10 protein-coding genes and 1 tRNA gene are annotated in these 12,624 nt (G+C 43.9%); 7 read left to right on the forward strand and 4 right to left on the reverse strand.

Features of this window, described 5'->3' with window-relative positions; genetic code table 11:
• Positions 1 to 2: 2 nt before the first annotated feature.
• The 5 genes from gatB to LAJ61_RS03020 all read left to right on the forward strand — a co-directional run bounded on the left by gatB (position 3) and on the right by LAJ61_RS03020 (position 3,477).
• Positions 3 to 1,499: an Asp-tRNA(Asn)/Glu-tRNA(Gln) amidotransferase subunit GatB gene (gene gatB / locus LAJ61_RS03000; protein ID WP_224054413.1), complete on the forward strand. Its 1,497-nt coding sequence runs from the start codon at positions 3 to 5 to the stop codon at positions 1,497 to 1,499.
• A 46-nt stretch (positions 1,500 to 1,545) separates the two neighbouring features.
• Positions 1,546 to 1,622: transfer RNA gene (locus tag LAJ61_RS03005), tRNA-Pro, on the forward strand.
• Positions 1,623 to 1,811: 189 nt separating this feature from the next.
• Positions 1,812 to 2,087: a hypothetical protein gene (locus LAJ61_RS03010; RefSeq protein ID WP_159771752.1), complete on the forward strand. Its 276-nt coding sequence runs from the start codon at positions 1,812 to 1,814 to the stop codon at positions 2,085 to 2,087.
• Positions 2,088 to 2,185: 98 nt separating this feature from the next.
• Positions 2,186 to 2,683 carry a L,D-transpeptidase gene (locus LAJ61_RS03015; RefSeq protein ID WP_224054414.1) on the forward strand — a complete coding sequence of 166 codons (498 nt, stop codon included), beginning with the start codon at positions 2,186 to 2,188 and terminating at the stop codon, positions 2,681 to 2,683.
• Positions 2,684 to 2,868: 185 nt separating this feature from the next.
• Positions 2,869 to 3,477, forward strand: a complete 609-nt coding sequence (locus LAJ61_RS03020; RefSeq protein ID WP_224054415.1) for a nitroreductase family protein — start codon at positions 2,869 to 2,871, stop codon at positions 3,475 to 3,477.
• Positions 3,478 to 3,584: 107 nt separating this feature from the next.
• Here the strand turns inward: LAJ61_RS03020 and LAJ61_RS03025 are convergent, their stop codons facing one another.
• The 3 genes from LAJ61_RS03025 to LAJ61_RS03035 form a co-directional block, all read right to left on the reverse strand.
• The gene (locus LAJ61_RS03025; RefSeq protein WP_224054416.1) at positions 3,585 to 4,373 is read right to left on the reverse strand and encodes a hypothetical protein; all 789 of its coding nucleotides are present in this window, start codon (positions 4,371 to 4,373) and stop codon (positions 3,585 to 3,587) included.
• Between the two features lie 106 nt (positions 4,374 to 4,479).
• Complete coding sequence (locus tag LAJ61_RS03030) at positions 4,480 to 6,030, reverse strand: CYTH and CHAD domain-containing protein (protein ID WP_224054417.1); 1,551 nt, start codon at positions 6,028 to 6,030, stop codon at positions 4,480 to 4,482.
• Positions 6,031 to 6,173: 143 nt separating this feature from the next.
• Positions 6,174 to 6,809 carry a glutathione S-transferase family protein gene (locus LAJ61_RS03035; protein WP_224054418.1) on the reverse strand — a complete coding sequence of 212 codons (636 nt, stop codon included), beginning with the start codon at positions 6,807 to 6,809 and terminating at the stop codon, positions 6,174 to 6,176.
• A gap of 144 nt (positions 6,810 to 6,953) precedes the next feature.
• On the opposite strand from LAJ61_RS03035, the gene rlmD reads away from it, so the two are divergent.
• Positions 6,954 to 8,465 carry a 23S rRNA (uracil(1939)-C(5))-methyltransferase RlmD gene (gene rlmD, locus LAJ61_RS03040; protein WP_224054419.1) on the forward strand — a complete coding sequence of 504 codons (1,512 nt, stop codon included), beginning with the start codon at positions 6,954 to 6,956 and terminating at the stop codon, positions 8,463 to 8,465.
• Here the strand turns inward: rlmD and LAJ61_RS03045 are convergent.
• Entirely contained in the window at positions 8,462 to 9,646 is a 1,185-nt protein-coding gene (locus LAJ61_RS03045; RefSeq protein WP_224054789.1) for a DUF1615 family protein, read from the reverse strand. The genes rlmD and LAJ61_RS03045 overlap by 4 nt on opposite strands.
• Before the next feature lie 551 nt (positions 9,647 to 10,197).
• Between LAJ61_RS03045 and LAJ61_RS03050 the strand changes: the two genes are divergently transcribed.
• The gene (locus LAJ61_RS03050) at positions 10,198 to 12,615 is read left to right on the forward strand and encodes a RelA/SpoT family protein (protein ID WP_224054420.1); all 2,418 of its coding nucleotides are present in this window, start codon (positions 10,198 to 10,200) and stop codon (positions 12,613 to 12,615) included.
• Positions 12,616 to 12,624 lie beyond the last annotated feature (9 nt).

Raw genomic sequence — 12,624 nt, forward strand, 5'->3', positions numbered from 1 at the left:
TTATGACAAACGAAAATAAACCGCAAGCGCCTTTAGTGGATGGCTACGAAGTGGTTATCGGTATTGAAATCCACTGCCAACTTAATACCAACACCAAAATTTTCTCATCAGCTTCAACGCTATTTGGGCAAGAACCCAACACCCAAGCCAATATTGTTGACCTAGCCATGCCAGGTGCGCTGCCTGTACTCAACAAAGATGTGGTAGAAAAAGCGGTAATGTTTGGGCTTGGCGTCAATGCTGAAATTGGCATGATGAACGCCTTTGACCGTAAAAATTATTTTTATCCCGATTTGCCAAAAGGCTACCAAATCAGCCAAATGGCGCACCCGATTGTCGGTAAAGGCTATATCGACATCGTGGTCAATGAAGGTGAAAAAAACGAATACCCCAAACGTATTCACATTACCCGTGCTCACTTAGAAGAAGATGCGGGCAAATCGGTGCATGATGCCGTGCCACAAATGACAGGCGTGGATTTAAACCGTGCCGGTACGCCGCTGATTGAAATCGTCTCGGAGCCTGATATGCGCTCAGCTGCCGAGGCGGTTGCCTATGTCAAAGCCATTCACCAGTTGGTCACTTGGCTCGGTATTTCTGATGCCATCATGGCGGAAGGCTCATTCCGTGCCGACTGTAACGTCTCCGTACGAAAACCCGGTGCCGACTTGGGTACCCGCTGTGAGATTAAGAACCTCAACTCGTTTCGCTTTATCGAGCGCGCCATCACGGTTGAAATCGAGCGTCAAATTGACTTGATTGAAGACGGCGGCAAAGTCATACAAGCCACTCGCCTATATGATCCAGACAAAGACGAAACGCGCTCAATGCGTACCAAGGAAGAAGCCAACGACTACCGCTACTTCCCAGATCCCGACCTTTTACCTGTGCATATTGATACCGCAACTTTTGAACAAATCAAAAACGCCATGCCAGAATTGCCAGTGGCTCGTCGTGAGCGTTTTCAATCGGCGCTTGGCTTACCTGAATATGATAGCCGTATCTTAACCGCTAGCCGTTCGCTCGCTGATTACTTTGAGCAAGTAGTGGCAAAAGTCGGTCATGATAACGCCAAACTGGCTGCCAATTGGATAATGGGTGACCTGCTCGGCGCGCTCAACAAAGATGAAAAAACCATTGAGCAAAGCCCGATTTCAGTGAGCCAATTTGCCAAACTGCTCGAGCGCATCAAGGACAATACGCTATCAGGCAAGCTGGCTAAGCAAGCCTTTATCGCCCTATTCGCTGGCGAAGGCGGTGACGATGACACAGCCGTGGATAAAATCATTGCCGATAAAGGTTTAAAACAAGAAACCGATACAGGCGCGATTAAAGCGATTGTCGAAGACGTGTTGAAAAACAACCAAGCGATGGTCGATGAGTACAAATCAGGTAAAGAAAAAGCCTTTAACGGTCTTGTCGGTCAAGTGATGAAAGCCTCCAAAGGTAAAGCCAACCCGGCGCAAGTTAATCAACTGTTAAAAGAACTAATTGGATAAGTTTGTATTGCAAATTCTGTCATTTTTGGTAGAATAGTACACCTTTCGGGGCGTAGCGCAGTCTGGTAGCGCACTTGCATGGGGTGCAAGGGGTCGCGAGTTCGAATCCCGCCGTTCCGACCAAATTAAAAAGGCTTACGTGTTACGTAGGCCTTTTTCTTTTTGAGTTTTTTTATACCTATTGTCACAGTATTTTTACGTGAATATGACAATAGTTTTTTTGTTTTGATAGATAATCTATTGATAAAATTTTCTCCCTATTTAGCTGTATTTATTTGACTGTATTTATTTGACTGTATTTTTTGAAAAATCATGAGCGCGATCATTAAATCATTCCTTGCTAAGTATAAACTGACAAATTTGGCTGCGGCTTTGGTATGGGTGGTTTTACCCCTCCCCGCGCAAGCCGATAGCGGTCATCAAGCACAAACCAACAAAGATGCGATTGTACGTTCTTGTCCCAATCGTTTATGCCCCGTCGTGCAGACCCTACCCAAAGGCATCAAATTTAGCTGGGTATTAGCCAAAAATGGCTTTGTGAACATTGCCGATTCTACCTTGTGGGTATCCACTGCTGACATCAAATAACTGATTGTATGTTTTCAAATTTTTCTTAAAAAGCCTGTCATGAATATGATGGGCTTTTTTGTTATGATAGTCTAAGCTTAATGTTGAACGAGTCGATTATGCCTTACCCAAAAATCATCATTTCAATTGAAAAACAACAACTTACTTTATGTCTGAGCCCTACTCAATCACAAACTTACCCCATCTCTACCGCCAAAAATGGTATTGGACAACTGCAGGATACTGGCTGTACACCGCTCGGTGCGCACGTGATTAGCGAAAAATTTGGTGATAATTTACCTATCAACAGTGTATTTGTGGCACGACAATTTACCGGCGAAATTTATGACGATGATTTGGCAAATACATTTCCCAATCGAGACTGGATTTTGACGCGGATTTTGTGGTTAGATGGTTATGAAGAAGGCTTTAACAAAGGCGCCAATGAGCAAGGCGTGTGTGATACCAAGGCGCGTTACATTTACATTCATGGCACGCCCAATACCGAGCCGATGGGCATTCCGCTTTCTCATGGTTGTATCCGTATGCGCAATCAAGACATTATCACACTGTATGACCAAGTGGATATTGGTACAGCGGTCGAAATTTTGCCGTAAATTTATCAAAGTTAACCTTAATAATATATTAGAAAAAATTAATAAATATTATTATTGGTTAAAAAAAATTACAAAATAGCTTTTTTTTACTTAGGTTTTAGGCATATAATAGCCGTGTCACATCAATCGGCTTTAACTTTAATAAGGTAGATTGATTATCAAATAACAATGAAAAGGAGCTGATTATGTCAGTCGAAACATTACACAATATCGCAGAAACTCGCCGTTCTATCTATATGCTCAATGACCAATTGCCTGTCTCAAAAGATGAAGTGGTTAAACTGGTTGAACATGCCGTGTTACATACCCCCTCTTCATTCAACTCACAATCAAGCCGCTTGGTGGTATTGTTTGGTGAAGACCATCAAAAACTTTGGCAAATCACCGAAGATTTGCTACGCGCGATGGTGAATGATGATGAAAAATTCAAATCAACTGCCGATAAAATGGCCATGTTTAAAGCCGGTGCAGGGACTATCTTGTATTTTGAAGACCAATCAGTGGTCAAAGGCTTACAAGAACAATTCCCACTTTATGCGCATAATTTCCCAGTATGGGCTGAACACACCAGTGCGATGCACCAATATGCGCTTTGGAACGCCTTAGCCGCGGTCAATATCGGTGCAAACTTACAGCATTACAATGGTGTGATTGATGAAAAAGTGGCAGAAACATGGAACATCGATAGCAACTGGAAACTCATTGCGCAGATGGTATTTGGTGGTATCGCCGCCCCAGCAGGTGAAAAAACCTTTGAACCTATTGAAAAACGCTTAAAAGTTTACGGAAAATAATTTTCCAATACGCGTTTTGATAGGGGTTACAATAAAAGCAAAAAGCCAATATCTGACGGTATTGGCTTTTTTATATAAATTTGATTGCCAATCACTAAAACACTGGGTCAATCAAGCTTTTTTTTCGGCAGCTGTTTATTAGCTTTGAGCAGTAACATCAAGGCAGAGAGCAAAATAATCAGCCAACTTGCCAATAAAACGCCAAACAGCATTTTACCATAACGCGTAAATCCATATTCTTCAGGCAGGTATAAATACCCAGAATACGGCGCTTGTACCAAATCCATAGCAATGGGCGTTGTTAAATTCTCTTGGTTTGCAAAGGTGATGTTATCAAGCCAGCCATTTTCTTGCAGTGTTTTAGCCAATTGGGTAGAAGGCGCTTGTTGCAAATCACTATGTTCAATGCCGACATGCAGGCTACTTAATTTGGAATCCGTGTCATCAAAACTCATCCAATCGATTTTGGCGTGGATAGGTATGGGCGATAAAAAATCGCCAATGCCTTTACCGCCAATCGCAGAAAATACGACGGCAAACAATAACGTCAAGGCAACGCCTGTCTTGGGAACACTTGCGATGAGCATAGCACATACACCCGCCAACACCATCATAAATCCGATATTGGCTAAAGCAAGGTTGGCATAAACATCCAAGTAGCTACCATTACGCTCGGGAGGAATCAACAACAGACCTACAGAAATTAATACAAGCCAGCCTACTGCATGGGCAATGATGGCTTTCTTGGCAATGCGAGACTGCTTATCATAATTTGAAAAACAGATAAACCATAATAAGGCAAAAGCAAAGCTCAATAAAAATTCCACAAAACCGACAATATACATCGTGGTTTCTGTGGTCGGTATCGAGATTAGCGGCTGAATGATGTCGTCCATGACTGACCCAACTAGTAATATAGTGATTGACTGACTGGTGCTTTCTACACAGCCACTACAGCCACTTTTATTTTATTCTCTGTTATTTACATACAATCAAGCCAAACTATGACCAAAACTTTGGCGCATTTTTCACTGTTTTTAGACTCACCGCGCATTGCTCGGCACTCGCTTGCTCACGTCCGCTAAACCAACCCACCGCAAATAGTGCATTTGGGTCGGTTTTGGCTTTCTCAAGATAGTTAGCATGACCGACCACGTTGTCATTATACTCACCGAGTACGTCTTGTGCAGGCTCTAAGTATTGCAAAAAGGCTTTGAGCTTCGTCGCTTTTTTTCCTTTTTTGCCATTGTTTTGGTTGGCAAAAAGCGGCGCAGCAAATTCACTGACATACCGCAGGCTTTTTAGGTCTTTACGCACACCATGCTGGCTGTCAGTATCAAGACTGGCAAATTTATCACTTGCCGCGGCAATCGCGGTAAATAGTTTTTCCAACTTTTTGGCAACTGGGGCTTTGGCTTTTGGGTTATCCGCAGGTACGGGCAAATGGGTAAAACCAATCAGCTCTAAGAGCAGAATTTGAAAGTCATTGGCTCTCACGGCATCAATCGGCATGATATCTATGGCCGTTGACCACTCGACATGCGGTGCACCGACTGATTCTAGTAGGGGCTGGGTTTTTATTTGCAAGATTTCTTTATCGCGATACTCCCCTAACAAGCTAAAGGTTTGTTTGAGTACCATCAGCCAATTTGGGTCGATATAATCTTGGGCAAATTTGAAATGTTTGAGAGCAGTACGCAAACGGCGAATACCGACACGCAGTTGGTGCACTAAGTTGCCATCGGGACTGCCTTCAGCAATTGCAGAGGCATTGGGCAAAATCTGCACTAGGCAGTTATTGACCACTGCCTGCAAAAACGCAAATTGGCTGATGCCTTTGTGTAATTGCAGCACAGCTAAATCCGCTTTGACAGGCTCGGCAAATTGCTTATTCACGAGTAGCAAACTACCCCGCTGGGCTTTGGTAACGGTTGATAAATATAATTTGTATTTTTTGCACCAAGTTTTTGCAATGTCAATCAAATCACTTGGGTCACCTTCAAGCAGCTCAAATTCAATTTCATGAATATCCGATTGGGTTAACCCATGATTATTGGCGGGTTTTTGTGAGTTTAGGCGACCTATGCCAACCTTGCCGATATCATAAGCGATTTCGATGCGGCTGTTATTTTTCTTAATTTGACGAGAAGTACGCTGCACATCGGTAAAATATTGCACGGTTAAGGCTTGAGCGAGCTCATCAAGCGGCATGATGTTAGTCAACTGCGCTACGACTGTTGGCTCTGTAATTAGTGAAACATCGGGCACAAGGCTACTAACATCAAGGGTATCTGGGGTACCCGTCAGGCTCAGCACGGTATTGAGCTCAACGCGTTTGGCAACGCCATCACCGGCTGTTTTGAGGGTTTGTACCCACTGGCTGTCTTCAAAGCGGATACGCAGGGCAATGCCTTTTTTGGCAAGGTCTTGATTGGGGGTATCAAAGTAATACGCAGATAGGCGCTGTTGCTGCGCAGTTTTGGTGTCGATGTTTTTTCTTAAGACGTTTTGTTGATAGCTTGGGACAGCAAACTTGAGTTCTAGTTCGTGCATGATGGTGTCGATTAACCTATATAGCTAACGGATAAAACACCATCATAGCACAACTTTGCTTTTTAAAAATAACCACTTGGCTCATTTGTTAGCGGTAAAATTTTAAAGCATTTACATAACGCCCTATGATAAGTGATGACCCGTTATGCAATCACATCCAAACCTTCTTCTTTGAGCGATTTTTGTACTGCAGGTTGTGACTCCACGTTGTTAATCAGTTTTGCCAAATTCCGATACCCAGATAAATCCAATTTTAGCAAATGCGCCCAGCGCAAGGTGACATACAGATACACGTCAGCAATAGTAAACTCGCCTGACATATAGTCTTTATCAGCCAAGTTATCATTGGCGATTTTAAAAATTTCAATGACCCGTTGTTGCGCTTTTTCAGCGACTTTAGGCTGTAACTCTTTATCGTCGATAAATGCCCCTGCGTAAAATAAGGGTAAAAAAGCTTTATGCACATCGGCATTGGCGTAGCCGAGCCATTGGTGAGCTTTGGCTTTTTGTTTATCACTGCCTTTACCAAAAATATGGGCTTGGGGGAATTTTTCGTCAAGGTAGTGTAAAATCGCCACGTTTTGCGCCAAATAAAAATCGTCCGTTTCTATTGCTAGCAGTGGCACTGTCCCTTGTGGATTTTTGGCAAGATAATCTGGCTTTTTTGCATCTGCATGGCTGATGAGCTGTAAGTCGTAATCCACTCCTGTCAGGTTAAGCGCCGTATGCGGCACAAATGAACACGCGCCTTTAAATCCGTATAATTTTAATTTTTGCATGATTTTCTCTTTGGGTTTGCTAATAAAGTAAAGTCAGGTATTGATATAAAAAAAATCCATTTTAAGCTATCATAACCACAAAATTTTGATGAATTTTGTAATAAATATTTACACTGACCCTCGATCAAATAGGTTTTTTAATAAATGTCAAACGCTACCGCTGACCAAACCCAGTCTACCCAACTCACCAAAAACCCAAGCAAAAAAATCAAACCCACCGCGCGGGTGCGTAAACGTTTGCAAGACGCCCCACCCGTTACCCTAACAGTGACCAATCTTGCCCATGACGGACGGGGCGTGGCAAGTTACGGTGACCAACCCGACCATCACCTCGATAAGCATGGCAAAAAAGTATTCGTTAGCTTTGCGCTGCCCAACGAGACCGTGAGCGTCAAAATCACAGGCTCACGTAAAAGTATGGAAGAAGGTGACGCGGCTCTCGTACTGGCAAACCCAAACCCTGAACGCACCACCCCACCTTGCCCGCATTTTGGGGTGTGTGGTGGCTGTAGCTTACAGCACTGGCAACCCGATGGACAGATTCAATTTAAGCAATCGGTACTGGCAGAGCTGCTCGAGCACCAAGCCCATATCCAGCCTGAACACTGGCTTCCTCCATTGGTGGCTGACCGTTTAGGCTATCGCACCAAGGCACGTATGGGCGTGCGCTATGTCGAGAAAAAAGGCACAGCATTGGTCGGTTTTCGTGAGCGCGCCAGCAATTTTTTGGCAAATTTAAATGAATGCCATGTGCTTGACCCGCGTGTCGGCTTTGAGATTGAACCGCTAAAAGCGCTTATTAGCTCGCTTGACGCCCGTGACCATATTCCACAGCTTGAGTTAGCGATGGGTGAAACGCTTGATGATGTTATCGATAGCAAAAAATCCATCGCCGTCATTGTCCGTCACATGGTGGATTTAGGTGAGCATGATATCGCAAAACTGCAAGCTTTTTTTGCCGAGCGTAACTGGCAGTTATTTTTACAGCCCAAAGGTAGCGACACGGTACATCGCATTGACCAGTTATATGAGAACACGCCTAATGCGCGCCCATCAAGCCTGACTGTGCCACCGACGGGCGGTTTGTTTTACCGCTTGCCCGAGTTTGATGTGACGTTTGAATTCTCGCCACTGGATTTTACCCAAGTCAATTTGTCAGTCAATCGTAAAATGACCAAGCTGGCAATTGATTTGTTAGATTTGCAGCCAGGCGAGCGAGTGCTTGATTTGTTTTGCGGCTTGGGCAATTTTAGTCTGCCACTGGCGCGTCAAGTGGGTGATACTGGCTTTGTGATGGGGGTGGAAGGTAGCAGTGAGATGACACAGCGTGCCAAAATGAATGCCACCGCCAACGGCTTGCACCATACCGACTTTTTTGCCCAAGATTTGACCAAAGATTTCTCGAGTGAGCCTTGGGTTGGGCAAGTCGATGCACTGCTGATTGACCCACCCCGTTCAGGTGCCTTAGAAGTGATGCAGTATCTGGATAAATTCAATGCCAAACGCATCGTCTATGTGTCGTGCAATCCAATAACCCTAGCCCGCGATACCGCCGTGCTACTTGAAAAAGGCTACAAGCTCACCCATGCGGGGGTGATGGATATGTTCCCGCACACAGGGCATGTGGAAAGTATTGCACGCTTTGAGAGACGCTAAAATTTGGCTTTATTCATACAATTCATATAGCGTACGTTGACTTTATCAGCGTACCATTTGGTATTGTAATCGCGGCTGAGTTTTGCCCCAGAGATGACCACCTGTGGCATGATGGCAGTAGGTGCGTTTTTGCCAGTTTTCATTTTGTAAAGACTACCAATGGTGCGATAGGTTTCGGTATTTTCAAAATCTTGGCTTTTTTCTTTTGCCAAGTCTATACGCACTTGTCGCTCCGTCAGGCTAATCATGCCTTGCTGAATCATTGATATCAGCGCCTGCTCACTTTGGCTGATATTGGCACTGATTTTATTGCCTTTTTCATAAATCAATAAATCGCCATCATAGTCTATTTCGGCTTTGGACAACTCTTTTAGCATTTTTTGAAAAGCGGCATTACGGCTTGAATACATCCCTGAGTTGTAGTCAGCGAAGCGATAAATCGGGTCTTGATAATTGGCTTTATACAGTAGTAAGCGATGGATACCATAGTACAATCCGCCATATTGGCTATATAGGTCTTTACGCAGTTCAAGGTTATTGCCATTCATCCGGCGATGGTCGCGCGCATAACTTACTTGCACCTGCATTGAGCCTAACGTGGTAATCGGGTCTAATTTTTCTTCAATATCCCCGCCCACCAATTTGGTGACGCTGTTCAGCTTGCTGGCATAATATTTGCTTGAAAAATACGCAAACATCTGATGATAAATGTCGTCAAGTTCTTCTTCGGTTTTGACTTTAGCAATTTGTTTTTCAAAGCTGTTATCGGGCGTTGGCTCAGTTTTTAGCATGGTGCGAAAATACGGCGCCAGCGTTGAGCCTAATTTTTCTTCCAACTCCTCATTCATCGCTTTTAGGCTTGATTGCCCTAAATTCGGAACGGGCGGATTGGCTTTAAAATTGGACTCTTGGTCGATAATGGCGACAGCGGTACAAATATTTTGCGCGTTTTTTTCTATTTTTAGGGTATCAAATATTTGGTTGATGTCTTGTGCCCAGCTTTTGCTATCTTGCCCACGTTTGGGAATCAGTTTGGCAATTTGTTTGGCACCAATGGGCGAGTTAACGTCGGTTTGCGTTTGAAAATAATCACACGCTGTCAACCCAAGCGGTAGAGTCAGCGTTATTGCCAACATCGACAGGGTTTTACCAAAGTTCGCAAGGCTTTTTGAGCGGGTCATGGTAAAATCTGACGCTACAGTAGTCGCATTTGTAACAAAATGAGATGGTAATTTCATTAAACTCACCTATACTGAACAAGATAGTTTTATCTTAATTTGGATTGAGATTCACTCAAATCACTGATTGGGTCGTTGCCTAACACTCATTTGAGTGATACAAAAATTTTATCGACGGTTTGACTTGCAATTGTTTGCTAATAGACACATCTTAATAAAATTAACACATGAGTAAGCGTAATAAAGTTAGTGTTAAATGGCTAAACATGGGCAACCCTAAAACGGTTAAGATATATAAAGTGACTATGGCATTTACTTTATTTTAACCTTTAACATTTATTTTAAGGCTTAACACGCCCAAAACCAACGCACTATCATAGCTAAAACGCGCTGCTATAGCGACTACTCTGTCATATTTTATTATGGCTAGCGCAGTATCAAATCAAATTTAATCACACAAAAATTCACAGGGAAAGTGAGTTGATAATTTTAAATGAACAAGGTTAGTTTTTTTGCTCTTTGAGGAAATCTGGTAAGTAAGGTGTAGAATTGACATGGTAAAAATACGAGAAAGTTTGCCGCTATTGGATGGAAAAGACGTTGATCATGATAGTACCACGATGATTGCGAGTATCACTGCCAGCCAGCGTCATTTCACCCATACTGACTTGCCCATTCTCTCTGAGCCTGCTAGCCACATCATCGATGAGCATACCATTGATACCGAAGCTTGGCTGGCATCGATGGCAAAACGCGCTCATCTCACTGAGCTGCCTGAGCTGACCAAAGCCTGTCAACTACTCAAAAATCAAGATTTAAGTACCGAAAGCAACCGCTCTAATGCGTTTTTGACTGGGATTGGGATTGCCGATATTTTGGGTTATCTGTACCAAGATGAAGACACACTTGTTGCTGCGATGTTATATCGTGCCGCGCGTATCCAAATTTTTACCCCCAAACAAATCCAAGCCACCTTTGGCGATGAAGTCGCAGAGCTAGTCCAAGAGACCCTAGCGCTGGGGCGACTGTCGGATTTGATAGAGAACAACAAGCGCTTAGAAGACCACTTTAACAACAACCAACGCGAGCAGTTATCGGGCATTTATAACATGCTCATCTCAATGACCAACGATGTGCGTGTGGTGCTCATCAAATTGGCTGAGCGTACTTTTGCGATGCGAGAGCTGTCGTATGCCAGCCCAGAGCGTCAGCAACGGGTCGCCCGTGAGGTCATGACAATCTACGCGCCGCTAGCGCATCGTATGGGTATTGCACAGCTTAAATGGGAGCTTGAGGACTTATCATTTCGTTATCTTGCGCCTGACCGCTACAAAGAAATCGCCAAATTACTCTCTGAAAAACGTAGCGAGCGCGAAACCTATATCGATCGGGTTGCCCAACAACTGCGCGAGGCGTTAGCTGCCCAAGGGATTGACGGGGAAATCACCGGTCGTGTCAAACACATCTATTCGATTTATCGTAAGATGAAACTCAAATCACTGTCGTTTGACCAGTTATATGATATCCGCGCACTGCGGGTACTGGTGCATAACAATGCCGATTGTTATCACGTATTGGGGCTGGTGCATGGTTTATGGCGCTATATTCCCGAACAGTTTGATGACTATATCACCAACCCAAAAACCAATGGCTATCGCTCGCTACATACCGCGGTGATTGCCGAGAACAAATCGCTGGAAGTACAAATTCGCACTTTTGACATGCACTATGAAGCCGAACTTGGCATGTGTGCACACGTCAATTACAAAGAAGGCACCAAAAACAAAAAAGACGACTATCTGACCAAAAAAATTAGCTCACTGCGTCAGTTATTGCTCAATCAAGAAAATGCTGACAATCATGACCCCTTAAAATTTGTATTAGATAAACATGTTGAGCATGAGCATGGCGAGCTCGATGAAGAAGAACAAGTCGTTGATTTTGGTGAATTCGAGCGGATTTATGTGTTTAGTCGTGATGGTGACATCATCGAATTGCCCAAAGGCTCAACTGTGCTCGATTTTGCCTATCATGTGCATACCCATGTCGGCAATCGCGCCCAAGCCGCTCGCGTCAACAAACGCTATGTGCCGCTGACCTATCAGCTCAAAACAGGCGAACAAGTTGAGATTATTACCAAGCAATCACGCGAGCCAAACCGTGATTGGCTAGTGGCATCCTTAGGTTATATCAATACCAGTCGCGCTCGCAGCAAACTGCGCCAATGGTTTAATAAGCAAGACCGTGATAAAAATATCGAAACAGGTAAGCACATATTAACCAAAGAATTGGCGCGCATGTCGGTACACCCTAACAGTATCGATTTAAATGATTACGTCAAATTTTTTAATGCCAAAAACAGTGATGATATTTTGGTAGGGCTAGTCAATGGCAACGTTGAATTGCATAATTTGACCGGTCATATCAGTCGTCATTTAGATTTAGAACCCGAAGTCACTGATACTGAGCTTATCCCCAGCATTCACCCCAAAGCCACAGGCAAGCTAGATGCGTATAAAATCGAAGTCGATGGCTTAGATAACATTGCTATTCACTTGGCAAATTGCTGCTCGCCTGTGCAAGGTGAGCCAATTGCGGGTTATATCACCCAGTCCAATGGCGTATCCGTCCACCGCAGTGATTGCGTCGAATACGAGCGACTGGTGGAGCGTGAGCCTGAACGCGCTATTAGTGCTGCTTGGTATGGCAATAAAGGCAAAAGCCAATTGGTACAAATATACCTTGAATCGTATGACAGGCGGGGCTTGCTCAAAGACTTGACCCAAATCATCGACCAAGAAAATGTCAATATCCGCCAAGTTGATACCCTAAGCGGGGATGATGATATCGCGCGGTTGAATTTTACCATAGAAGTAACGGGGCTAAGTCAGTTGTCCAAGCTGCTAGCAAAACTAGAGCAGCAACATGGTATTATCTTGGCGCGTCGTATCGTCAATAACAACAAGTCTTAATGCTTTAAA

It is taken from the genome of Faucicola osloensis, assembly GCF_020041925.1.
Classification (GTDB): Bacteria; Pseudomonadota; Gammaproteobacteria; order Pseudomonadales; family Moraxellaceae; genus Faucicola; species Faucicola osloensis_D.

What these genes read in the sequence shown, in the direction of transcription:
- LAJ61_RS03045 (WP_224054789.1), bottom strand. Translation starts at nt 9,646, where the DNA reads ATGACCCGCTCAAAAAGCCTTGCGAACTTTGGTAAAACCCTGTCGATG.
- LAJ61_RS03025 (WP_224054416.1), bottom strand. Translation starts at nt 4,373, where the DNA reads ATGGACGACATCATTCAGCCGCTAATCTCGATACCGACCACAGAAACC.
- LAJ61_RS03020 (WP_224054415.1), top strand. Translation starts at nt 2,869, where the DNA reads ATGTCAGTCGAAACATTACACAATATCGCAGAAACTCGCCGTTCTATC.
- LAJ61_RS03015 (WP_224054414.1), top strand. Translation starts at nt 2,186, where the DNA reads ATGCCTTACCCAAAAATCATCATTTCAATTGAAAAACAACAACTTACT.
- LAJ61_RS03035 (WP_224054418.1), bottom strand. Translation starts at nt 6,809, where the DNA reads ATGCAAAAATTAAAATTATACGGATTTAAAGGCGCGTGTTCATTTGTG.
- LAJ61_RS03010 (WP_159771752.1), top strand. Translation starts at nt 1,812, where the DNA reads ATGAGCGCGATCATTAAATCATTCCTTGCTAAGTATAAACTGACAAAT.
- LAJ61_RS03030 (WP_224054417.1), bottom strand. Translation starts at nt 6,030, where the DNA reads ATGCACGAACTAGAACTCAAGTTTGCTGTCCCAAGCTATCAACAAAAC.
- LAJ61_RS03050 (WP_224054420.1), top strand. Translation starts at nt 10,198, where the DNA reads ATGGTAAAAATACGAGAAAGTTTGCCGCTATTGGATGGAAAAGACGTT.
- gatB (WP_224054413.1), top strand. Translation starts at nt 3, where the DNA reads ATGACAAACGAAAATAAACCGCAAGCGCCTTTAGTGGATGGCTACGAA.
- rlmD (WP_224054419.1), top strand. Translation starts at nt 6,954, where the DNA reads ATGTCAAACGCTACCGCTGACCAAACCCAGTCTACCCAACTCACCAAA.